Annotated in this window: 17 protein-coding genes and 1 riboswitch; of the genes, 4 read left to right on the forward strand and 13 right to left on the reverse strand. The window is 74.2% G+C overall.

Annotation, left to right across the window (positions count from 1 at the left end):
* Nucleotides 1-81: 81 nt before the first annotated feature.
* Complete coding sequence (locus tag ACFY0X_RS27400; protein ID WP_387758416.1) at nt 82-528, forward strand: prevent-host-death family protein; 447 nt, start codon at nt 82-84, stop codon at nt 526-528.
* A gap of 128 nt (nt 529-656) precedes the next feature.
* On the opposite strand, the gene ACFY0X_RS27405 is transcribed toward ACFY0X_RS27400, so the two are convergent.
* Nucleotides 657-1,850, reverse strand: a complete 1,194-nt coding sequence (locus tag ACFY0X_RS27405) for an FAD-dependent monooxygenase (protein WP_387758417.1) — start codon at nt 1,848-1,850, stop codon at nt 657-659.
* 117 nt (nt 1,851-1,967) lie between these two features.
* On the opposite strand from ACFY0X_RS27405, the gene ACFY0X_RS27410 reads away from it, so the two are divergent.
* Complete coding sequence (locus tag ACFY0X_RS27410) at nt 1,968-2,579, forward strand: TetR/AcrR family transcriptional regulator (protein ID WP_387758419.1); 612 nt, start codon at nt 1,968-1,970, stop codon at nt 2,577-2,579.
* Between the two features lie 111 nt (nt 2,580-2,690).
* Here ACFY0X_RS27410 and ACFY0X_RS27415 read toward each other — a convergent pair whose 3' ends face one another.
* The 5 genes from ACFY0X_RS27415 to ACFY0X_RS27435 are packed head-to-tail and all read right to left on the reverse strand — an operon-like array spanning nt 2,691 to nt 9,328.
* On the reverse strand, nt 2,691-4,088 hold the full coding sequence (locus ACFY0X_RS27415) for a cobyrinate a,c-diamide synthase (protein WP_387758420.1): 1,398 nt from the start codon (nt 4,086-4,088) through the stop codon (nt 2,691-2,693).
* 4 nt (nt 4,089-4,092) lie between these two features.
* Entirely contained in the window at nt 4,093-4,698 is a 606-nt protein-coding gene (cobO, locus tag ACFY0X_RS27420) for a cob(I)yrinic acid a,c-diamide adenosyltransferase (RefSeq protein WP_387758422.1), read from the reverse strand.
* Nucleotides 4,699-4,704: 6 nt separating this feature from the next.
* Nucleotides 4,705-6,828 (reverse strand): putative cobaltochelatase, encoded by a 2,124-nt coding sequence (locus tag ACFY0X_RS27425; RefSeq protein WP_387758424.1) that lies wholly within the window; start codon nt 6,826-6,828, stop codon nt 4,705-4,707.
* A complete protein-coding gene (locus ACFY0X_RS27430) occupies nt 6,825-8,339 on the reverse strand; it encodes a cobyric acid synthase (protein ID WP_387758426.1) in 1,515 nt (504 codons plus the stop codon). Before ACFY0X_RS27430 ends, ACFY0X_RS27425 begins: the two co-directional genes overlap by 4 nt.
* Nucleotides 8,336-9,328, reverse strand: coding sequence for a cobalamin biosynthesis protein (locus ACFY0X_RS27435; protein WP_387758428.1), 993 nt, complete (start codon nt 9,326-9,328; stop codon nt 8,336-8,338). The genes ACFY0X_RS27430 and ACFY0X_RS27435 overlap by 4 nt, the downstream gene beginning before the upstream one ends.
* 107 nt (nt 9,329-9,435) lie before the next feature.
* Nucleotides 9,436-9,569, reverse strand: a riboswitch (cobalamin riboswitch).
* Nucleotides 9,570-9,889: 320 nt separating this feature from the next.
* Between ACFY0X_RS27435 and ACFY0X_RS27440 the strand changes: the two genes are divergently transcribed.
* Nucleotides 9,890-11,011, forward strand: a complete 1,122-nt coding sequence (locus ACFY0X_RS27440; protein WP_387758429.1) for an alpha/beta hydrolase family protein — start codon at nt 9,890-9,892, stop codon at nt 11,009-11,011.
* A gap of 665 nt (nt 11,012-11,676) precedes the next feature.
* Nucleotides 11,677-13,002 (forward strand): hypothetical protein, encoded by a 1,326-nt coding sequence (locus tag ACFY0X_RS27445; protein ID WP_387758430.1) that lies wholly within the window; start codon nt 11,677-11,679, stop codon nt 13,000-13,002.
* Nucleotides 13,003-13,095: 93 nt separating this feature from the next.
* Here the strand turns inward: ACFY0X_RS27445 and ACFY0X_RS27450 are convergent, their stop codons facing one another.
* The 7 genes from ACFY0X_RS27450 to ccrA form a co-directional block, all read right to left on the reverse strand.
* Nucleotides 13,096-13,974 carry a CDP-alcohol phosphatidyltransferase family protein gene (locus ACFY0X_RS27450; RefSeq protein ID WP_387758432.1) on the reverse strand — a complete coding sequence of 293 codons (879 nt, stop codon included), beginning with the start codon at nt 13,972-13,974 and terminating at the stop codon, nt 13,096-13,098.
* Complete coding sequence (locus ACFY0X_RS27455; RefSeq protein WP_049655656.1) at nt 13,961-14,653, reverse strand: phosphatidylserine decarboxylase; 693 nt, start codon at nt 14,651-14,653, stop codon at nt 13,961-13,963. Before ACFY0X_RS27455 ends, ACFY0X_RS27450 begins: the two co-directional genes overlap by 14 nt.
* A 489-nt stretch (nt 14,654-15,142) precedes the next feature.
* The gene (locus ACFY0X_RS27460) at nt 15,143-16,345 is read right to left on the reverse strand and encodes an acyl-CoA dehydrogenase family protein (protein ID WP_387758434.1); all 1,203 of its coding nucleotides are present in this window, start codon (nt 16,343-16,345) and stop codon (nt 15,143-15,145) included.
* A gap of 171 nt (nt 16,346-16,516) precedes the next feature.
* Nucleotides 16,517-17,020, reverse strand: coding sequence for a MaoC family dehydratase (locus tag ACFY0X_RS27465; protein WP_387758436.1), 504 nt, complete (start codon nt 17,018-17,020; stop codon nt 16,517-16,519).
* 2 nt (nt 17,021-17,022) lie between these two features.
* On the reverse strand, nt 17,023-17,985 hold the full coding sequence (locus ACFY0X_RS27470) for an HpcH/HpaI aldolase/citrate lyase family protein (RefSeq protein WP_387758438.1): 963 nt from the start codon (nt 17,983-17,985) through the stop codon (nt 17,023-17,025).
* Between the two features lie 27 nt (nt 17,986-18,012).
* Nucleotides 18,013-20,058, reverse strand: coding sequence for a protein meaA (locus tag ACFY0X_RS27475; protein ID WP_387758440.1), 2,046 nt, complete (start codon nt 20,056-20,058; stop codon nt 18,013-18,015).
* A 10-nt stretch (nt 20,059-20,068) separates the two neighbouring features.
* A complete protein-coding gene (gene ccrA, locus ACFY0X_RS27480; RefSeq protein WP_387758441.1) occupies nt 20,069-21,406 on the reverse strand; it encodes a crotonyl-CoA carboxylase/reductase in 1,338 nt (445 codons plus the stop codon).
* Nucleotides 21,407-21,408 lie beyond the last annotated feature (2 nt).

The following is a 21,408-nucleotide window of genomic DNA, read 5'->3' on the forward strand; positions in this document are numbered from 1 at the left end:
CGGACCGCCCGGGGCCGGGGGCCCGATCGGCATTGACCTCGGAAGAAGTTCCGAACTACCTTCTGGCCATGCCGACCCCCCGTGTCGTTCTCCGAGCTGTCGAAGAACTCCAAGCGTGTCGCGGACACCGTGGAGCGGGCCCGGCGCGTGCGCGTCACGCGGCGGGACGGTGAGGACCTGTACCTCACCACCGAGCGCCACGACCGTCAGCGCGAGGAGACGGCGGACGTCACCGCGCGTCTGTTCGCCGCGCTGATCGGCAGCGACGAGGGCGCGCGGGCCGTGCTGCCGGCCCTTCCCGCCGTCTTCCCCTGGACCAATCACCTGTCGGCCGAGGAGGTCCGCGAGTTCGTCGTCGACCTCGTCGACGCGACGCGTGACGTCGTCGAGCTGGACGTGCACGCCGGTCTGCACCGGGTGACAGCCGAGTGGCGGGCCACCGCCAGAGTCCTCGCGGACCCGGACCTGACGGCCGAGCTCACCGCACCCCTCCCCGGCGACGATCACGGCGAGGTGGTCGAGCCGTGAGCCCTGGCCGTGGCGACGACGTCCCCGTCGCCACCCGTCGGCGGTCGGTCGTCGCACCCGGCCGGGTGCCGGTCAGGCCTCGGTAGCGGTGCCCGGCGTCGATCCCGTTCGGCGGTGGGGTGCTCCGCTCACCGTGCTCCGCGCAGGGCCGGCGGCTGCCAGTCGTACGTCGGGGCGGAGCGGCTCAGCAGGGCGCGGGCGGGGAGGAGGCCGGCGAGGGTGAGGGCGGTGGTGCGCAGGGCGGTGGCGGCGGGGGAGCGGAGGGCGACGAGGTCGCCGATGCGGCGGGAGCCGGCGACGACGGCGGTGGTGCGGGGGAGCCGGGCGGCGGTGTAGTCGGGCAGGGCGGCGGCCGGGTCGGCGCCGGGGGTGAGCATGGAGGCGAGGACGAGGGCGTCCTCGATGGCCTGGCAGGCGCCCTGGCCCAGGAAGGGGCACATCGCGTGGGCGGCGTCGCCGAGCAGGGCGACCCGCCCGTGGTGGTGGGCGGGCAGCGGGTCGGCGAGGTCCCAGACGTCGTGGCGCAGGACGCGCTCGGGCTCGGCCAGGGCGAGCAGTTGCGGCACGGGGGCGCACCAGTCGCCGTACCGGCGCAGCAGTTCGGCCCGCTCGTCGCCGTCGGCGGCGCGCTCGCCGGCCGGGGCGAGGGCGGCGCCGTAGAGGTAGACCCGGCCGTCGGCGAGCGGGACGATCCCGGCGAGCCGCCCGCGGCCCCACACCTCGCCGACGGCCGCCGGGTGGCGGTCGGGGGCGACGATGGTGCGCCAGGTGGTGAAGCCGCTGTAGCGGGGGCCGGGATGCCCGGGGAAGAGCAGGCCGCGGGCCGCGGAGCGGATGCCGTCGGCGGCGACCACCAGGTCGGCGCTCTCCTCCCCGTCGGCGGTGCGGACGACGGCGGGCCCGGTGGCGTCGCCCGGGGCGACGAGGGTGGCGGGCGATCCGGTGCGGACGGTGCCCGCCGGGAGCGCGTCGACCAGGGCGTTGATGACGTCGGCGCGGGCCACGGCGGCGATGGTGTCGCCGAAGCAGGCCTCGAACGCCGAGGTGCTGGTGCGGGCGAGCCAGCGGCCGGAGGGGTGGCGCAGGCCGATGGCGGGGTGCGGGGTGGCCAGGGCGCGCAGGCGCCCGCCGACGCCGAGCCGGTCGAGGGAGCGCAGGGCGTTGGGGGCCAGGGCGAGCCCGGCGCCGACGGGTTCGAGGGAGTCGGCGCGCTCGTGGACGCGCACGGGGAAGCCCTGCCGGTGGAGGGCGAGGGCGGCGGCGAGCCCGCCGATGCCGCCGCCGATGACGATCGCCTGATGCCTGTCCCGCGGGCTGCCCATGGGTGGGCTCCTCTCCTCGCACTACATCCGTAGTGTCCGTCTGCCAGCACCGTACTACAGATGTAGTTCGCGGGGCACTGCTGCTGTAGTGAATTGGCTCGCCCGAGGAGAAGGGCCATGATCGGACCCATGACACCCCCGCGCCCGATCCTGATCGCCGACGCCGCCATCGCCCTGATCGCCGAGCGCGGCCTGCGCGGGCTGACCCACCGCGCGGTGGACGAGGAGGCGGGCCTGCCCGCCGGCTCGACCTCCAACCTCGCCCGGACCAGGGCCGCCCTGCTCGAACTCGCGCTGACCCGGATCGCCGAGCGGGAGACCGAGGACCACCCGGACCTCATCGCCGAGCCCCCCGCGGCGGCCCCGCCCACCCCCGCCGCCGCGCGGGACCTCCTGGTCCGGGTCGGCGCCGATCTGCTGCACCGGGCGCTCACCAGCGGCCGCCGGCTCACCGTGGCGCGGCTGGAACTCGCCCTGGAGGCCACCCGGCGGCCCGAACTGCGGGTGGTCTACGACCGCTTGGGCGGGCGCTTCGCCGACATCGCCGCGGCGCTGCTCGCGCAGTGCGGTTCGGCCGAACCGACGGCGGACGCCCGCCGTCTGATCCGCTGGTGCGACGGGGTGCTGTTCAACGCGACGGCGGGCAGCGGGCACTGCAACATCCCGGCGCCGGAGGAACTGCGCGACGAGGTGGCGCGCTACCTGGCCGCGCTGCTCGACCGGCGGTAGCCCGCCGCCCCCGTCCCGGCCGCCTACCGCCCGGCCGTCTACCGCGCGGCCGTCACCCGCGCGGCCACCGCCGGCTCGCAGCGCCCCCGACCCCGAGCCCCGGCCGCCGAACTACGCGGCCCCGCCCGGCCCCGCCGCGAGGTCCCGCGCCGCGAAGTCCGCCGCCGCGGCCGCGAAGGAGGACGCCAGCGCCGGTGCGCCCGCCCAGTGCAGGTGCAGGTACGAGGCGTGCACGTTGCCGCCCGCGAAGCCCTCCGTGCGGGGGCCGGTCGGCAGGCGCCAGCCCCAGGCGGGGAGTTCGCCCGCGCCGGGCTCGCAGACCGTGCGGTGGAACTCGTGGCCGCGCAGCCTGGTGCCGGCCGGGGCCAGCGGGGAGTCGTGCAGGGCGACCGCCTCCCGGTAGCCGAGGGTGAGCCGTTCGGTCATCCGGGCGTCGGTGGGCAGCACGCCGCACATCGGCAGACCGTCCAACTCCCGCCCCAGGTAGAGCAGTCCGGCGCACTCGGCGGCGATCGGCCCGCCCGCGGCGGCGAACCCGGCGATGGCGGCGCGCAGCGGGGCGTTGCCGCTCAGCTCGCGCACGTACAGCTCGGGGAAGCCGCCGCCGATGACCAGGCCGGCCGCCCCCTCGGGCAGTGCCGAGGCGTGCAGAGGGTCGAACGGGACCACCTCCGCGCCCGCCGCGCCGAGCAGTTCGGCGTTCTCGGCGTACGAGAAGGAGAAGGCCGGGCCGCCCGCGACCGCGATCCGCGGCCGACCGGCCACCGGGGTGGCCTCGGCCGACGGGTCCCACGGCTCGGCGTCCAACTCCGGGGCGGACCGGGCGAGTTCCAGCACGGCGTCCAGGTCGACCGAGGAGGCCACCAGTTCGCCCATGTCGGCGACCGCCTTGAGGGCCTCCGCCGAGCGCTCCACCGCCGGGATCAGCCCGAGGTGGCGCGACGGAGTGGCGACCGCCGCGGAGCGGCGCAGCGCGCCCAGCACCGGGACGCCGGAGCCCTCCTCCAGGGCCTCGCGCAGCAGTTGCTCGTGCCGGTCGGAGGCGACCCGGTTGAGGATCACCCCGGCGAGCCGCACCTGCGGGTCCCAGGAGGCGAAGCCGTGCACCAGCGCGGCCACCGAGCGGGACTGCGAGGAGCCGTCCACCACCAGCACCACCGGCGCCCGCAGCAGCTTGGAGACGTGTGCCGTGGACGCCAGCTCCCCGCGCCCGGAGGCGCCGTCGAACAGGCCCATGACCCCCTCGACCACCGCGACGTCCGCCCCGGCCGCGCCGTGCAGGAACAGCGGCGCGATCCGCTCGGGCCCGCACAGGAAGGCGTCCAGGTTGCGGCCCGGGCGCCCGGCGGCGAGCGCGTGGTAGCCCGGGTCGATGTAGTCGGGGCCGACCTTGTGCGGCGACACCGCCAGCCCGCGCGCGGCGAGCGCCGCGATCAGGCCGGTGGCGACGGTGGTCTTGCCGGCGCCCGAGGAGGGCGCGGCGACGACGAGGCGGGGGATGCTGCTCAACGGTCTACCACTCGATGCCGCGCTGGCCCTTGCGGCCGGCGTCCATGGGGTGCTTGACCTTGGTCATCTCGGTGACCAGGTCGGCGAAGCCGGTCAGCGCGTCGGGGGCGTACCGGCCGGTGATGACGACGTGCTGGCTTCCCGGGCGGTCCGCGAGCACGGCCACCACCTCCTCCGGGTCGATCCACCCCCAGTGCATCGGGTAGGTGAACTCGTCCAGCACGTAGAAGCGGTAGGTCTCGGCCGCGAGGTCCCGCTTGACCTGCTCCCAGCCCTCCTTGGCCGCCTCCTCGCTGGACATCTCCTGCTCGGCGGAGCGCTGGATCCAGGACCAGCCGGAGCCCATCTTGTGCCAGTCGACGGTGCCGCCCTCGCCGGAGGCGCCGAGCACGCGCAGCGCGTTCTCCTCGCCGACCTTCCACTTGGCGGACTTCACGAACTGGAACACCCCGACCGACCAGCCCTGGTTCCAGGCCCGCAGCGCCATGCCGAACGCGGCCGTGGACTTGCCCTTGCCGGGGCCGGTGTGCACGGCGGTGATCGGCAGCGTACGGCGCTGGCGGGTCGTCAGGCCGTCTTCGGGGACGCTCTCGGGGACACCCTTGGGCATGTCGGCTCAGGCCGCCTTTCGCATCGAAGCAGTCGAAGTGGCACCACGGTTCCCGGTGCGGTTCTCGCGGACGAGCGAGGCCACGCCCTCGGCGCGCAGCTCGTCCAGGCTGACGGCGGTGCCGCCGAGCAGCCCGGCCAGGGTACGGGCCAGGCCCAGGCGGACCGGGCCGGACTCGCAGTCCAGCACCACGCTCGCGGTGCCCTGCGCCGCGAACAGCGCGGCCGCGCGGCGCGACCGGGCGAGCGCGTCCTGCCCGCCGGTGGCCCGGCCGTCGGTCACCACGACCAGCAGCGGGCGCCGGCTCGGGTCGCGCAGCCGCTCCACCCGGAGCACCTCGTGCGCGCGCAGCAGGCCGGCGGCCAGCGGGGTCCGCCCGCCGGTGGGCAGCGACTCCAGCCGGGCCGCGCCGACCTCCACCGAGGAGGTGGGCGGCAGCGCCAGCTCGGCGCCGGCGCCCCGGAAGGTGATCATGCCGATCTTGTCGCGGCGCTGGTAGGCGTCCATCAGCAGCGACAGCACCGCGCCCTTGACGGCGGTCATCCGCTGCCGGGCGGCCATCGAGCCGGAGGCGTCCACCACGAACAGCACCAGGTTGGACTCCCGTCCCTGGCGCACCTGTTCGCGGAAGTCGTCCTTCTTCAGGACCAGGGCCCGCCCGGTGCGCCCGCGCGCCGCCTGGTGGGGCGCGGCGGCCTGGAGGGTGGCGGTCAGGTGCAGCCGGCCGAGCGCGCCCTGCGGGCGGCGGGCGCGGATGGTGTGCCCGCCGGTGGTCTCGGCGGGGGAGCGGCGGCCCTGGGCGCCGTGCCCGGTGCCCTTGACGGTGAACAACTGGGTCCGGTACGGGTCCCCGGCCGCGACCGGCGCCGACTCCCGCGCGGGGGAGGGCTGTTGGGCCGGTACGGGCGGCTGCGCGGGCTCCTCGGCGGCCTCCGGGCCGTCCGGGCCCTCGCGGCCGTCGAGACCGCCTTCGGGGCCGGACGGCTCGGGGGCGCCACCGCCGTCGGGGCCACCGCCGTCGGGACCGTCCCCGTCAGGCCCGCCGTCCTCCGGACCGCCGCCGGGACCGTCCCCGTCAGGCCCGGGCCCGTCGCCGTCGGGCTCCGGTTCGTCCTGCTGCGCGTGCTCCTCCAGCGTCCGGTCCAGCTGCTCCTCGTCCAGCCCGGGCGCGTCGAAGGGATTGCGGCGGCGCCGGTGCGGCAGCGCCAGCCGGGCGGCCTTGCGGACGTCCTCCTCCAGCACCTCGGTGCGCCCGTCCCAGGCGGCCAGCGCGACGGCGGTGCGGGCCATCACGATGTCCGCGCGCAGCCCGTCCACCTCAAACGCGGCGCAGACGGCCGTGATCTGACGCAGCGCCACGTCGGTCAGCTCGACCTGGGGCAGCAACTCCCGCGCCGCGGTGATGCGTTCGGCGAGCGCCCGCTCCTCCTCGGCGAACCGCGCGGCGAAGCCGGCCGGGTCGGTGTCGTACGCGAGCCGTCGGCGGACCACCTCGGCGCGCTCGGCCGGGTCCCGGGTGGCGGCGATCTCGACGGTCAGGCCGAACCGGTCGAGCAGCTGCGGCCGCAGCTCGCCCTCCTCCGGGTTCATCGTGCCGACCAGCAGGAAGCGGGCCGCGTGCCGCACCGACACGCCCTCGCGCTCGACGTAGGAGCGGCCCATCGCGGCGGCGTCCAGCAGCAGGTCCACCACGTGGTCCTGGAGCAGGTTCACCTCGTCGATGTAGAGCACGCCGCGGTGGGCCCTGGCGAGCAGTCCGGGCTCGTAGGCCTTGACGCCCTCGGCCAGCGCCCGCTCCAGGTCGAGCGAGCCGACGATCCGGTCCTCGGCCACGCCGACCGGCAACTCGACCAGCTGGGAAGGCCGTTCGGAGGCGGACGGGGAGACGTGCGGCCCGTCCGGGCACTGCGGGTCGGGCGCGCCCGGGTCGCAGGCGAAGCGGCAGCCGTCCACGGTGGCGATGGACGGCAGCAGGCCGGCCAGCGCGCGCACCATGGTCGACTTCGCGGTGCCCTTCTCGCCGCGCACCAGCACGCCGCCCACGGCCGGGGAGACCGCGTTCAGCAGTAGCCCGAGCCGCAGGTCGGCCATGCCGACGATCGCGGTGAACGGATAGCGGACGTCGGTCATGCGTCACTCCCAGGGGCCCCGGGCGGCAGGAACGGCAGCGATCCGGCCGCCGGCACCCCGCCCTCGATCAGCTTCCACAGCGCGTCGGTGTCCGCGTGTTCCTCGATCAGGTCGCCCAGCCGGTCCAGCCGGGCCTCGCGCGCCGCGGCGAAGGAGGTGTCCGGCGCCGGGACGAACGCCCGGCCGGACGACTCGGCGACCTCGCGCAGGAGTTCACGGCGGAACCCGTCGTTCTCCAGCGCGCCGTGCCAGGTCGTGCCCCGGACCGCGCCCACCCGGCAGCCGTCCAGGAACGGGGTGCCGCCCTCGACCGCCACCACCCCGTGGTGGATCTCGTAGCCCTCGACCCGCTGCCCGTACGCCTCGCCGACCGGCCGCGCCAGCACCTTCTCGGCGCCGAACCGCACCCGGGTCGGCAGCAGGCCGAGCCCGTCGACGGCGCCCGCCTTCGACTCGACCTCGTCCACGATGGAGTGCGCCAGCATCTGGTAGCCGCCGCAGACCCCGAGGACCGGCAGTCCGGCCGCCGCCCGTGCCTTCAGGGCCGGCTCCAGGCCGCGCTCGCGCAGCCAGGCGAGGTCCGCGACGGTGGCCCGGGTGCCGGGCAGCACCACCAGGTCGGCGTCGGCCAGCTCCTCCGGCCTGGTCGCCCAGCGGACCAGCACGCCCGGCTCCTGCGCGAGCGCGTCCAGGTCGGTGAAGTTGGACAGCCGGGGGAAGCGCACCACGGCCACCCGCAGCACGTCCGCGCCGAGCGGTCCGGGCCCGTCCGTCCGGTCGACCACGGTGGACAGGTCCAGCGAGTCCTCGGCGTCCAGCCAGAGCCCGGGCAGCATCGGCAGGGTGCCCAGCACCGGACGTCCGGTCAGCTCGTGCAGCATCTCCAGCCCGGGCGCCAGCAGCCGCGAGTCGCCGCGGAACTTGTTGACGAACCAGCCCGCCACGTGCCGCTGGTCCTCCGCCGACAGCAGCGCCAGCGTCCCGTACATCGCGGCGAAGACCCCGCCGCGGTCGATGTCCCCGACCACCACCACCGGCAGGGCGGCGGCCGTGGCCAGGCCCATGTTGGCGATGTCGCGGTCGCGCAGGTTGATCTCGGCCGGCGAGCCCGCGCCCTCGCAGACCACCACGTCGTAGCGGCTGCGCAGGTCGGCCAGGCACTCCAGGGCGCGCTCCAGCAGGACGGGCTTGCGCTCGCGGTAGTCCAGCGCGCCCACCTCGGCCACCGGCCGGCCGAGCAGCACCACCTGGCTGCGGCCGTCCGCGCCGGGCTTGAGCAGCACCGGGTTCATCGCCGCCTCCGGCTCCACCCGGGCGGCCTGCGCCTGCATCGCCTGGGCGCGGCCGATCTCGGCGCCGTCGGCGGTGACGAAGGAGTTGAGCGACATGTTCTGCGCCTTGAACGGCGCGACCCGCACGCCCTGGCGGGCGAGCCAACGGCAGATCCCGGCCGTCACCACGCTCTTGCCCGCGTCCGAGGTCGTCCCCGCGACCAGCAGCGCGTTCGTCATGCCCGCCCCCTCTTCTTCATCAGCGTCCGCAGCAGGACGTGCCCCGCGACCGTCGTACCCAGTGCCAGTGCGCCCACCCGCCGGGAGAGCGCGCAGGCCCGTTCGATGTCGTCCACCGTGACCGGGCGCAGCTCCGCGCCCAGCACCGGCCGGTCCTCCACCTGCTCGCCGTACCGCAGCGTCCCGCCCAGCCGCACGCCCACCGCGCCGGCGAACGCCGCCTCGGCCTGGCCCGCGTTCGGGCTCGGGTGCGCGGAGCCGTCGCGCCGCCAGATCCGCCAGGCGGTCCGGGGTTCGGGCGCGGCGGCCACCGTCAACAGTGCCGTCAGCCGGGCGCCGGGCCAGCCCGCCAGGTCGTCCAGCCGGGCCGAGGCCCAGCCGAACCGGGCGTAGCGCGGCGAGCGGTGGCCCACCATGGCGTCCAGGGTGTTCACGGCGCGGAAGGCCAGCAGTCCGGGGGTGCCGGCCAGGGTGCCCCAGGCCAGCGCGTTCACCACGGCGTCGGCGGTGTTCTCGGCCACCGACTCGACCACGGCCCGGGCGATCTGCTGCCCGTCCAGCGCGCTCGGGTCCCGCCCGCACAGGTGCGGCAGCCGCTCCCGGGCGGCCGCGAGGTCGCCCGCGGCGAGCGAGCGGCCGATGGTGCGCGCCTCCCGGGTCAGCGAGGTGCCGCCGAGCACGGTCCAGGTCGCGGCCGCCGCCAGCGCGGCCCGGCCCAGCGGGCGCCGGCCCACCGTACGGTCCAGGGCGAGCGCGCCCGCCGCGACCGCGCCCACGCACAGCGCCGTGTACCCGGCCCCGGCGGCGCGGCCGTCGCGCCACACCCTGCGCTCCAGCCGGATCGCGGCGCTGCCGAAGACGGCCACCGGGTGGCCCCGGCGGGGGTCGGCGAAGCGGGTGTCGGCGGCGTAGCCCGCGGCGGCGCCGAGCGCGAACGCGGCGGCGCGGGTCAGCGGGCGCGGAGCGGGGGAGGCGGTGGGCGGGGTCATCGGCCGCACGGCGGAAGGCAGCTCGGAGTCCGGCCGGGCGGGGCAGCCTGCATCGCGTGCGTGTCCTCACTCAGGGTCCGCGCCCTGGATCGACGTGACGGGGGCGAGAGTCTCCTGGCTTCCGGGTCGAACGCACTCCCGGAGCCTTCCAGCGGCCGTCGACGGCCCGCCGTGGCGATGTTCCGAGCGTGCTCCCCGGTGACAGTGGCGGGACCGCGCCGGACTTCCACCGGCTTCCTCTCCATGCCTCCGTTTGGCCCCAGGATCCCATCACGGGCCCGAACCGGGAGTCAACCGAGGTCACGGAGGGGTTGGTCACACGCCGGCCCGCTGACACCCCGTGGGATCGCCCGGCACCGGCAGGCGCCGGCAGCGGCACCGGCCCGGGCGGTCGCCCTCCCGACCGTCCCCTCCTCGGGCCCGCCCGCCCGCCGCCCGCCCGCCGCCCGGGCGACCCGGACGGCCCATCCGGGTGGCCGTCCGGGTGGCCGTCCGGGCGGGGCGCCGGTGAACTGGTGCTCGAACACCGTCCGGTCCGAGAGCAACAGAGCGGGGAGCGATATGCGTTGGGGAACCGCCGCCGTCGTGGCGGCCGCCGCGGTCGGGGCCACCGCGGCCGGGGCCGCCGTGCTGGTGATCGGCCGTCGGGCCTCCGAGCGGATGGTCCGTCCGGCGCCCGCCGTCCAGGAGTCGGCGCCGGTGGTGGTCCGCGGCCTCGCCCCCGGCCGGGTCACCTTCACCCGCGGCCCCGCGAGCCTGCGCCCCGGCCGCTGGGCGGTCGAGTGGGCGGACGGCGGGCACGCGGTGGTCGAGGAGGTCCTGCACGGCGACGAACGGGGCGTCACCCGCCGGCTGGTCCGCGCCGACCGGGGCACCCTCGCCCCCGGGACCGAGGTCCGCTTCACCCCCCGGGTCCACCTCGGCGACCCCTCCGAGGCGCTCGGCCTGGCTTTCGCCGACACCGTCGCCGACGGCGAGCTCGGCGCGCTGCCCGCCTGGCGGCTCCACGGCAAGCGCGGCACCTGGGTGATCCTGGTGCACGGCCCCGGGGCCGACCGCCAGCAGACCCTCCCGGTGCTCCCCGTGCTCGACCGGCTCGGCCTGCCCGCCCTCGCCGTCACCTACCGCGGCGACCGGGGCGCCCCCGACTCCCCGGACGGGCTCAGCCACTTCGGCGAGACCGAGTGGCGCGACGTCGAGTCGGCGGTACGGCTGGCGCTCGACAGCGGCGCGGGCAAGGTGGTCCTGTACGGCTGGTCCCTCGGCGCGACCATGGTCCTGCAGACCGCGGCCCGCTCCGTCTGGTCGCACGCCGTCCGGGGCCTGATCCTCGACTCGCCGGTGCTCGACCTCCCGGCCTCCGCCCGCCGGGACGCCGCCCGGGCCGGTTTCCGGGGCGTCGCCGCAGAGCTTGGCGCCCTCGCCGCCGAGGGCCGCACCGGCGTCGACCTCGCGGACTCCGCCCGTCTCGCCGAGGGCACCGACCTGCGGGTGCCCACCCTCGTCCTGCACAGCCCGGAGGACCGGATCGCCCCCTTCGGCACCGTCGAGAAGCTGGCCGCGGCCCGCCGCGACGTGGTCAGCCTCCAGCCCTTCCCCGGCGCCGACCACGCCACCCTCTGGAACACCGCCCCGGACCGCTACACGGAACTCCTCCGCCGCTGGCTCACGCCGCTGCTGTAGCCCGGGAGCCCCCCCTCGCGCGCGCCGCGTTTTCGGCCGGGTCACGACGGTTTCCCGCCGCGCTTCCCCCCGGTCCGCGAATGGCGCTTTCTCCCGTTCCGCCCGGCGTGCACGAGAAGTCGGCCCGGCCGACTTCTCGTGCGGTGCGCTTCCCCCGCCCCGCCCGCCATCCGTCCGGAATCGGGCTGGACAGGCCCGCCGAGCACGGGCGGCGCGGATCCCCCGCGGCGAAAACCACCCCGCGGTCGGGGGCAACAATGGGCCCCGACTCGTTACCCCCCACCCGTACGCAGGGTGACCGGGCGAGCATTCCCGGCAACCGGGGGGTGACGAGTGGCATGGCCAGGTCACACGTTTCCGGCCAGGCGGTATGCCGTTGTTGCCCGATCTTGCGGAGGTGCCGCCACCGGTCGCCCGGTCGTACGGACAACCGGATGTGACAGAAGGCCGGTGCAAGGGGAAGACTGCTCGACGTGACGTCTCGGAACCCGCGCGACCGTGATGCCCCGCTCCCGCCGACGATCGGTACCGGTGCGACGGTGACCCGTCTCCCCGGAACGGCCCAACGGCCCGCCGGTGGCAGGCCGGGCGGGGCGGGTGTCCCCCGTAACGGAGTACCCCGGCGACGAGGGCCCGCTCCGGCTCCCGGGCGCGGCAGGGTTCCCGTGCCGGAGGGCTTCCCGGCACCCGCCGAGCTGGCGCCGCTGGCCCGCCGGATGCTGGTGGACGCCGTCCGGGTCGCCCGTTGGGCCGGGGAGCTGGCCGAGGTCGACAAGCGCGGCGAGCTGCTCCCGGAGGACGCCCGCGCGGCGGGCCGGGCGCTGGCCATGACGGTCGGCGCGGCCACCAAGGCCTGGGGACGGGCGCTGCTGGTGGGCCTGGTGGAGCCCCGCGACGGCGGAGCCGGCCCCGGCTGGCGCCTGCACGCCTGGGAGCACGACGACGAGGCCGTGGTGCGTGGCTGGTCGGCGCTGTTCGACGCCTGGACCCTGCTCGCCCCGGTGCCGCCCGCCGCGCTGCGCGGCGTGTTCGCCGTCCTGGCCGGGCAGGCCGTGGACCAGGCCCCGCAGCTGCTCTCCTTCCTCCACCTGGTGGACGGCCCGGTCGCCGAGAGCGAGCTGCTGGAGCTGCTGCGCCGCGGCCTGGACGAGCGCCGGGTCGGTACGGGCCTCGGCGGGCCGGGCCTGTCGCCGGTGCCGCACGCGGCCTCGGCGGTCTCTGCCGTCCGGGGCACCTGCCGCGCGCCGCAGATCGACACCCCGGCCGCGCCCTCCGACGTGGCCGCCGTCCTGGACTGGATGCTGGACGGTCTGGCGGCCGTCGGCGCCCTGGAGCGCAGGAACGACGCCGCGGAGCTGTCTCCGCTCGGCCACTGGGCGGTGCGGGCGAAGCTGGAGGAGATCTGCACGGTCGCGCAGACCGCGGCCGGGCACATCGAGCAGAGCGCCTTCGAGCTGCTGAACGCCTGTGCGGACTACTCGCCGGGCCCGGCCCGCGCCGAGTTCCGGGCCTGGGTCGCGGCCCGGCCCGCGGACCGGGCGGTGGGCGAGCTGCTGGACGCCGCCCAGGGCGACGACGCGCTGGTGCGCGGGCTGGCCTTCGAGGCGCTGCGGGTGGCCGGCGGTCCGGCCGAGCAGGCGGTGCGCGCCGCCGTGGACGAGCCGGTGCTGCGCCCCTACGCGCTGCTCTGGCTGGCGGAGCGCGCGGACGAGGGGGTCTCCCCGGCGGACGTGCTGGGCGCGGAGGACGCGGCCTGGCTCTGGGTGGACACCGCGGCCGCGGTGCTCGACCACGGCGAGACCGAGCTGCTGGTGGGCCACGTCGAGGGCGCCTCGGCGGGCGACCCGGTCCGGCTGTTCGCCCGGGCCCGGCAGTCCGGCCACCCGCGGGCGGCCTCGGTGCTGACGGCGGTCTCCGGCGTGCACCCGGACCCGGCCGTGGCCCGGGCGGCCCGCCGCTCGGCGTTCAGCGTGCACACCGGCGGCGCCTGAGTCCGCGGCCGCGGCGCCCGACCGCGACGACGCACGGGAAAGGGCCCGGAACCACCAGGTTCCGGGCCCTTCGCCGTGCGACGGCTTCGGGGATCAGCCGATCCGCGACTCCGCCCGCCGGGCGCGGACGTCGCCGACCTTCTGGCCCACCTTCCGGCGGATGACCAGCAGCGGCGCCATCGCGGCGAGCGTGATCTGGGCGAACGCGCCGACGTGCATCAGCCTGTCGCCACCGGGCAGACCGGTGGCCCAGGCGGCCAGGCAGCCGATGGAGACCACGATCCAGCAGAGCGTGGCGGTGGCCAGCAGCCCCTGCGGCTTGGGGTACTCGATCCGGCTGACCATCAGGTACGCGGCGCCGAAGATGGCGAGCAGACCGGGCAGGAACGGCGGGTCGAGCAGCACGATGGCGATCACCGTCATCGCGCCCATCGGGCAGGGCATGCCCTGGAACACCCCCGGCCGCATCTTGACGGCCGAGAAGCGGGCCAGCCGCAGGACCACCGCGAGCAGCACCGTGATGGCGATGAGCGCGGACAGCTTGCTGTTGGAGCCCTGGGAGACCATGCCCCAGACCGCGACGAAGTAGGCCGGCGCGATGCCGAAGCTGATCAGGTCCGCCAGGTTGTCCAGTTCCGCTCCGAGGGCGGAGGAGCGCAGCTTGCGCGCCACCAGGCCGTCGAAGAGGTCGCACATCGAGCCGATCAGCAGCAGCGTGACCGCCGTGGCGGCGCTGTGCCGGTCCGGCGCCGCGTCCGGGTTGGTGATGTGCGGGACCAGGACCCCGGTGGTGATCGAGTAGATCGCCAGGAAGCCGCAGACGGCGTTCCCCAGGGTCAGGAAGTCGGCGGTGGACAGGTGTTGGGGAGAGCGCGGGGCGCGCAGCTCGCGGTCGCGCGCCCAGCGGCGGCGGCGCAGGGCCGTCTCCTCGTCGTCCAGGCCGACGATTGTCTCAGGTTCAGTCACGGTCAAGGCGCGTCACCCCGGCTGTGGTCTTCTGGCCGACCTCGACGCCGACCTCGACGCCGGCCGGCAGGTAGGTGTCGACCCGGGAGCCGAACCGGATCAGACCGATCCGGTCGCCCTGCTCGACCTTGGTTCCGGCGTCGACGTACGGCACGATGCGGCGGGCCACGGCCCCCGCGATCTGGACCATCTCGATGTCGCCGAGTTCGGTGTCGAAGTGCCAGACGACCCGCTCGTTCTGGTCGCTGTCCTTGTTGAACGCGGGGACGAAGCCGCCCGCGACGTGCTCGACCGACGTCACCGTGCCCGGCAGGGGCGCGCGGTTGACGTGGACGTTCAGCGGGCTCATGAAGATCGCGACCCGGGTGCGGCCGTCCGGCCAGGCGTCGATGCTCTGCACCACGCCGTCGGCGGGGGAGATCACTCTGCCCGTGCCGATCTCACGCTCGGGGTCGCGGAAGAACCACAGCATGCCGGCGCCGAGCGCGCAGGCGGGAACCGCCGCCAGGGCCCACTTGCCGCTGCGCCGGGTGAGGGCGGTGGTCACGGCGGCCGTGGCGAGGGTGGGGACGAACCAGGGGGTGGCTCCGCGCGCGATGGTCACGCGGGGTCGCCGACCGGCCGTCGGGGCTGCGAGGGCATCGCGGTCCGTGACGGAGGTGTGAGGGGACGGGCTGATGGGCATCGAAGACCTTTGTCGCGGGGGATCATGGCCGCTGGACGGGGGCCACCGCGGGATCGGTAATAGAGGGACGGCTTGCTGTCCCGGTGGATGCTATCGGGAGCACACGGTGGGTGGGCAACCCGCCTGCTCGTTCATGTGTCCGGTGGCGGCGCGTGTGCGCGTCCACTCCTACGACCGTAGCTCGACCCGGTCCGGTTCCCAAGGGACCGGACAGGGCTGGTGACTCTTGTCTCAACGGGTGCGCCGACGGAACCCGGCGGGGGAAACGGCCGTAGCGGCCGGAAGCGGGTGTGCGGAAGCGGCCGCAGGGCGCGTCCTTGCAGCTGTACGCCCTGCGGCCGCTTCCGGAGGGCCGTGCCGGACCGGGGCGGACCAGGCCCGGGCCCGTGACGGGGCACGGCGCTCCGCCGGGACGGGCCCGCACGCCCGTCGACCGGCGGTTCGAGGGGGCCGCCCGGCGACGTGTTCGGTCGGCGGGCGGCCCGGGGATCAGTCGGCGATCCGGTACTCCTCCAGGAGCCGGCGCCCGACGATCATCTTCTGGATCTCCGCAGTACCTTCACCGATGAGCAGCATCGGGGCCTCGCGGTAGAGGCGCTCGATCTCGTACTCCTTGGAGAAGCCGTAGCCGCCGTGGATGCGGAAGGCGTCCTCGACGACCTCCTTGCAGTACTCGGAGGCGAGGTACTTGGCCATGCCGGCCTCGAGGTCGTTGCGCTCGCCGCCGTCCTTCTTGCGGGCGGCCATCACCATCATCTGGTGGGCGGCCTCGACCTTGGTGGCCATCTCGGCGAGCTTGAACTGGATCGCCTGGTGCTCGGCGATCTTCTTGCCGAAGGTGGAGCGCTGCTGGGCGTAGGAGATGCCGAGTTCGAAGGCGCGGCGGGCGACGCCGCAGCCGCGGGCGGCGACGTTGACGCGGCCGACCTCGACGCCGTCCATCATCTGGTAGAAGCCGCGGCCGGGCACACCGCCGAGGACGCGGTCGGCCGGGACGCGGACGTCCTGGAGCACCAGCTCGGTGGTGTCGACGCCCTTGTAGCCCATCTTCTCGATCTTGCCGGGCACGGTCAGGCCGGGAACCCGGGGGTTCGGGCCGAAGCCGGCCTCCTTCTCGATCAGGAAGGTGGTCATGTTCTTGTACGGGGTGTCGCCGCCCTCGTCGGTCTTGCAGAGGACCGCGACCAGGGTGGAGGTGCCGCCGTTGGTGAGCCACATCTTCTGGCCGTTGAGGACGTAGGACTCTCCGTCCTTGACGCCCTTGGTGGAGATGGCCGAAACGTCGGAGCCCAGGCCCGGCTCGGACATCGAGAAGGCGCCGCGGATCTCGCCGGCCGCCATCCTGGGCAGGAAGTGGTCCTTCTGCTCCTGGGTGCCGTGGGCGTTGATCATGTGCGCCACGATGAAGTGGGTGTTCACGATGCCGGAGACGGACATCCAGCCGCGGGCGATCTCCTCGACCACCAGGGCGTAGGTGAGCAGCGACTCGCCGAGGCCGCCGTACTCCTCGGGGATGGTGAGGCCGAACAGGCCGAGCTGCTTCATGCCCTCCACGATGGCGGTCGGGTACTCGTCCTTGTGCTCCAGCTCGGTCGCGACCGGAATGATCTCCTTGTCGACGAAATCCCGCACGGTGGCGAGGATGTCCCGCTGGATCTCGGTGAGGCCGTCGGTCTGTGCGAGGCGTCCCATCGTGCGGCTCCGGAAGTCTGAAAGTGGCGGGGGGGGGATTCTTCGGGGGCCCTGCCGGCGTGGCTGCGGCAGCAGGGCCCCCGACCGGGTGGGGGTCGGCCGATGACGGCGGCCTTCCCCTCCGGGGTCTGGAGAGGGGCCCCTATAAGAGGGGCCCGGTGAAGGGGAGGGTCAGGAGAGGGGGGTGGGACGGCCGGGCTGCTCGCCGCCGCGCTCCTGGGTGTACGTCGCGGTCGGCACCATCACCTTGCGGCGGAAGACGCAGACGACCGTGCCGTCCTGCTTGTACCCCTTGGTCTCGACGTACACGATGCCGCGGTCGTCCTTGGACTTGGACGGCCACTTGTCGAGCACGGTGGTCTCGCCGTAGACGGTGTCGCCGTGGAAGGTCGGCGCGACGTGGCGCAGCGACTCGATCTCCAGGTTGGCGATCGCCTTGCCGGAGACGTCCGGGACGGACATGCCGAGCAGCAGCGAGTAGACGTAGTTGCCCACCACGACGTTGCGGCCGAAGTCGGTCGTCTTCTCCGCGTAGTTGGTGTCCATGTGGAGCGGGTGGTGGTTCATGGTGAGCAGGCAGAAGAGGTGGTCGTCGTACTCGGTGACCGTCTTGCCGGGCCAGTGCTTGTAGACCGCGCCGACCTCGAACTCCTCGTAGGTGCGTCCGAACTGCATGGTCACGCCTCCGGGATCTCGAACTTGGTGGTGCGCTGCATGCCCGCGGCCCGGCCCTTGCCGGCGACGACCAGCGCCATCTTGCGGCTGGCCTCGTCGATCATCTCGTCGCCGAGCATCGCGGAGCCCTTGGCGCCGCCCGCCTCGGAGGTGCAGTAGTCGTACGCGTCGAGGATCAGCTCGGCGTGGTCGTAGTCCTCCTGCGAGGGCGAGTAGATCTCGTTCGCGGCGGCGACCTGGTCCGGGTGGAGCACCCACTTGCCGTCGAAGCCGAGCGCGGCCGAGCGGCGGGCGACCTCGCGGTAGCCCTCCTGGTTGCGGATCTGGAGGTACGGGCCGTCGATCGCCTGGAGGTCGTTGGCGCGGGCGGCCATCAGGATGCGCATCAGGATGTAGTGGTAGGCGTCGGCGTCGTAGCCGGGCGGCTGCTCGCCGACCACCAGCGACTTCATGTTGATGGAGGCCATGAAGTCGGCGGGGCCGAAGATGATGGTCTCCAGCCGGGGCGAGGCCTCGGCGATGGCGTCGACGTTGATCAGGCCCTTGGCGTTCTCGATCTGCGCCTCGATGCCGATCCTGCCGACCTCGAAGCCCATGGTCTTCTCGATCTGGGTGAGCAGCAGGTCGAGCGCCCTGACCTGCTCGGCGTCCTGCACCTTGGGCAGCATGATGCAGTCGAGGTTGGGGCCGGCACCCTCGACCACGGTGATCACGTCGCGGTAGGTCCAGTGGGTGGTCCAGTCGTTGACGCGCACGACGCGGGTCTTGTCGCCCCAGTCGCCGTTGTTGAGGGCGTCGACGATGTTGTGGCGCGCGCTCTCCTTGACCAGCGGGGCGCAGGCGTCCTCCAGGTCCAGGAAGACCTGGTCGGCCGGGAGGCCCTGGGCCTTCTCCAGGAAGCGCGGGTTGCTGCCCGGTACGGCGAGGCAGGAGCGGCGCGGGCGCAGGCGGTTGACAGCAGTCATGAGGGTCTTTCGGTTCCTTCCCAGTGGTCAGCTGGTCAGCTGGTCAGTCGTGGCCGCGGTCGGTGCGGGCGTCCACGGCTGGAGCTTGTTGGCCAGCCGGATCTCGTCCACGATCCGGCCGATGATGGTCGTGATCCCGAAGTCCTTCGGGGTGAACACGGCGGCGACGCCCGCGGCCCTGAGGGCCTCGCCGTCCGCTGCCGGGATGATGCCACCCACGATCACCGGGACATCCTCCACCCCGGCGCGGCGCAGCCGCTTCAGGACGTCGGGTACCAGCTCGCCGTGCGCGCCGGAGAGGATCGACAGACCCACGCAGTGCACGTCCTCCGCGACGGCGGCGGAGACGATCTGCTCCGGGGTCAGCCGGATGCCCTGGTAGACCACCTCGAACCCGGCGTCGCGGGCCCGGACGGCGATCTGCTCGGCACCGTTGGAGTGCCCGTCCAGGCCGGGCTTGCCGACCAGCAGGCGCAGCTTGCCGGCGCCCAGCTCCTCGGCGGTGGCGGCGACCGCGGCGCGGACCTGCTCCAGCTCGCCGCCGGGCTCGGCGGCCACCGCGACGGGGGCGCCGCCGACGCCGGTGGGCGCGCGGTACTCGCCGAAGACCTCGCGCAGGGCGAAGGCCCACTCGCCGGTGGTGACCCCGGCCCGGGCGCAGGCGAGGGTGGCCGGCATCAGGTTGGCCTCGGTGGCGGCGACGGCCTTGAGCCCGGCCAGCGCCTCCTGGGCGGCGGCCTCGTCGCGCTCGGCGCGCCAGGCCTCCAGGGCGGCGAGCACGGACTGCTCGGAGGCCGGGTCGACCACCATGATCGCGGTGTCGAGGTCGGCCGTGAGCGGGCTCTCCTCGGTGGTGTCGAAGCAGTTGACGCCGACGATCCGGTCCTCGCCGGACTCGATCCGGGCCCGGCGGGCGGCGTGCGAGGCGACCAGGTTGGACTTCAGGTAGCCGGACTCGACGGCCGGGATCACCCCGCCCATCTCCAGCACCTTGTCGATCTCGGCCTCGGCGCCGGCCAGCAGCTCGGCGGTCTTGGCCTCGATCACCTGGGAGCCGTTGAAGATGTCGCCGTACTCCAGCAGGTCCGACTCGTAGGCCAGCACCTGCTGGATGCGCAGCGACCACTGCTGGTCCCAGGGCCTGGGCAGGCCGAGCGCCTCGTTCCAGGCGGGCAGCTGGACGGCCCGCGCGCGGGCGTCCTTGGAGAGGGTGACGGCCAGCATCTCCAGGACGATCCGCTGGACGTTGTTCTCCGGCTGCGCCTCGGTCAGGCCGAGCGAGTTGACCTGGACGCCGTACCGGAAGCGGCGCTGCTTGGGGTCGGTGACGCCGTAGCGCTCCAGGGTGACCTTCTCCCACAGCCGGGCGAAGGCGCGCATCTTGCACATCTCCTCGACGAAGCGCACGCCGGCGTTGACGAAGAAGGAGATCCGGGCGACCACCTCGCCCATCCGCTCGGCCGGCACCTGGCCGGAGTCGCGCACGGCGTCGAGCACCGAGATGGCGGTGCACATCGCGTAGGCGATCTCCTGGACGGGCGTCGCCCCGGCCTCCTGCAGGTGGTAGCTGCAGATGTTGATCGGGTTCCACTTGGGGATGCTGCCGACCGTGTAGGCGATCATGTCGGTGATCAGCCGCACCGACGGGCCGGGCGGGAAGACGTGCGTCCCGCGCGACAGGTACTCCTTGACGATGTCGTTCTGGGTGGTGCCGGTGAGCTTGGCGACGTCCGCGCCCTGCTCCTCGGCGACCACCTGGTAGAGCGCCAGCAGCCACATCGCGGTGGCGTTGATCGTCATGGACGTGTTGGTCCGTTCGAGCGGGATGCCGTCGAACAGGGTGCGCATGTCGCCGACGTGGCCCACCGGGACGCCGACCCGGCCGACCTCGCCGCGGGCGAGGACGTGGTCGGAGTCGTAGCCGGTCTGGGTCGGCAGGTCGAAGGCGACGGACAGGCCGGTCTGGCCCTTCGCCAGGTTCCGCCGGTAGAGCGCGTTGGAGTCGCTCGCGGTGGAGTGGCCGGCGTAGGTGCGCATCAGCCAGGGCCGGTCGCGCTTCTGAGGCTCAGTCATCGGACCCGTCTCACACGTTGCGGAAGCGGTTGATGGCGGGCAGGTGCTTCTCCCGCAGCTCGTGGTCGGTGACGCCGAGGCCCTCCTCGGGCGCCAGGCAGAGCACGCCGACCTTGCCCTGGTGCTTGTTGTGGTGCACGTCCAGGGCGGCCTGGCCGGTCTCCTCCAGGGAGTAGACCTTGGACAGGGTCGGGTGGATCCTGCCCTTGGCGATCAGGCGGTTGGCCTCGAAGGCCTCGCGGTAGTTGGCGAAGTGCGAGCCGACGATCCGCTTGAGCGACATCCACAGGTACCGGTTGTCGTACTGGTGCATGTAGCCGGAGGTGGAGGCGCAGGTGACGATGGTGCCGCCCTTGCGGGTGACGTACACCGAGGCGCCGAAGGTCTCCCGGCCCGGGTGCTCGAAGACGATGTCCACGTCCTCGCCACCGGTGAACTCGCGGATCTTCGAGCCCAGGCGCTTCCACTCGCGCGGGTCCTGGTTGTTCTCGTCCTTCCAGAACCGGTAGCCCTCCGCCGAGCGGTCGATGATCGCCTCGGCGCCCATGGCGCGGCAGATCTCGGCCTTCTGGTCGCTGGAGACCACGCAGATCGGGGTGGCGCCGCCGGCCAGGGCGTACTGGGTGGCGTACGAGCCGAGGCCGCCGCTGGCGCCCCAGATCAGCACGTTGTCGCCCTGCTTCATGCCGGCGCCGTTGCGCGAGACCAGCTGGCGGTAGGCGGTGGAGTTGACCAGGCCGGGGGAGGCGGCCTCCTCCCAGCTGAGGTGCCTCGGCTTGGGCAGCAACTGGTTGGTCTTCACCAGGGCCAGCTGGGCCAGGCCGCCGAAGTTGGTCTCGAAGCCCCAGATGCGCTGCTCCGGGTCCATCATCGTGTCGTTGTGGCCCTCGGGGGACTCCAACTCGACCGAGAGGCAGTGCGCGACGACCTCGTCGCCGGGCTTCCAGGCGTTGACCCCGGCGCCGGTGCGCAGCACCACGCCGGCGAGGTCGGAGCCGAGGACGTGGTACGGCAGGTCGTGGCGCTTGGTGAGCGGCGACAGCCGGCCGTAGCGCTCCAGGAAGCCGAAGGTGGAGACCGGCTCGAAGATCGAGCTCCACACGGTGTTGTAGTTCACCGAGCTGGCCATGACGGCGACCAGGGCCTCGCCCGGGCCCAGTTCGGGCAGGGCGATGTCGTCGAGGTGAAGGGACTTGCGGGGGTCCTTGTCGCGGCTGTCGAGGCCGGCGAACATCTGCTCCTCGTCCTTGTGGAGCGTCACCGCCCGGTAGGACTCGGGGAGCTTGAGCGCCGCGAAGTCCGCCGACGTGCTGTCGGTGCTGAGGATCGCGTCGAGGATTTCCTGCATGG

Source organism: Kitasatospora sp. NPDC001547 (assembly GCF_042894165.1).
Lineage (GTDB): Bacteria > Actinomycetota > Actinomycetes > Streptomycetales > Streptomycetaceae > Kitasatospora.

Coding starts and splice junctions, on each gene's coding strand:
- ACFY0X_RS27405 (WP_387758417.1), bottom strand. CDS start 1,850: ATGGGCAGCCCGCGGGACAGGCATCAGGCGATCGTCATCGGCGGCGGC.
- ACFY0X_RS27410 (WP_387758419.1), top strand. CDS start 1,968: ATGATCGGACCCATGACACCCCCGCGCCCGATCCTGATCGCCGACGCC.
- cobO (WP_387758422.1), bottom strand. CDS start 4,698: ATGCCCAAGGGTGTCCCCGAGAGCGTCCCCGAAGACGGCCTGACGACC.
- ACFY0X_RS27425 (WP_387758424.1), bottom strand. CDS start 6,828: ATGACCGACGTCCGCTATCCGTTCACCGCGATCGTCGGCATGGCCGAC.
- ACFY0X_RS27430 (WP_387758426.1), bottom strand. CDS start 8,339: ATGACGAACGCGCTGCTGGTCGCGGGGACGACCTCGGACGCGGGCAAG.
- ACFY0X_RS27435 (WP_387758428.1), bottom strand. CDS start 9,328: ATGACCCCGCCCACCGCCTCCCCCGCTCCGCGCCCGCTGACCCGCGCC.
- ACFY0X_RS27440 (WP_387758429.1), top strand. CDS start 9,890: ATGCGTTGGGGAACCGCCGCCGTCGTGGCGGCCGCCGCGGTCGGGGCC.
- ACFY0X_RS27455 (WP_049655656.1), bottom strand. CDS start 14,653: ATGCCCATCAGCCCGTCCCCTCACACCTCCGTCACGGACCGCGATGCC.
- ACFY0X_RS27460 (WP_387758434.1), bottom strand. CDS start 16,345: ATGGGACGCCTCGCACAGACCGACGGCCTCACCGAGATCCAGCGGGAC.
- ACFY0X_RS27465 (WP_387758436.1), bottom strand. CDS start 17,020: ATGCAGTTCGGACGCACCTACGAGGAGTTCGAGGTCGGCGCGGTCTAC.
- ACFY0X_RS27470 (WP_387758438.1), bottom strand. CDS start 17,985: ATGACTGCTGTCAACCGCCTGCGCCCGCGCCGCTCCTGCCTCGCCGTA.
- ACFY0X_RS27475 (WP_387758440.1), bottom strand. CDS start 20,058: ATGACTGAGCCTCAGAAGCGCGACCGGCCCTGGCTGATGCGCACCTAC.
- ccrA (WP_387758441.1), bottom strand. CDS start 21,406: ATGCAGGAAATCCTCGACGCGATCCTCAGCACCGACAGCACGTCGGCG.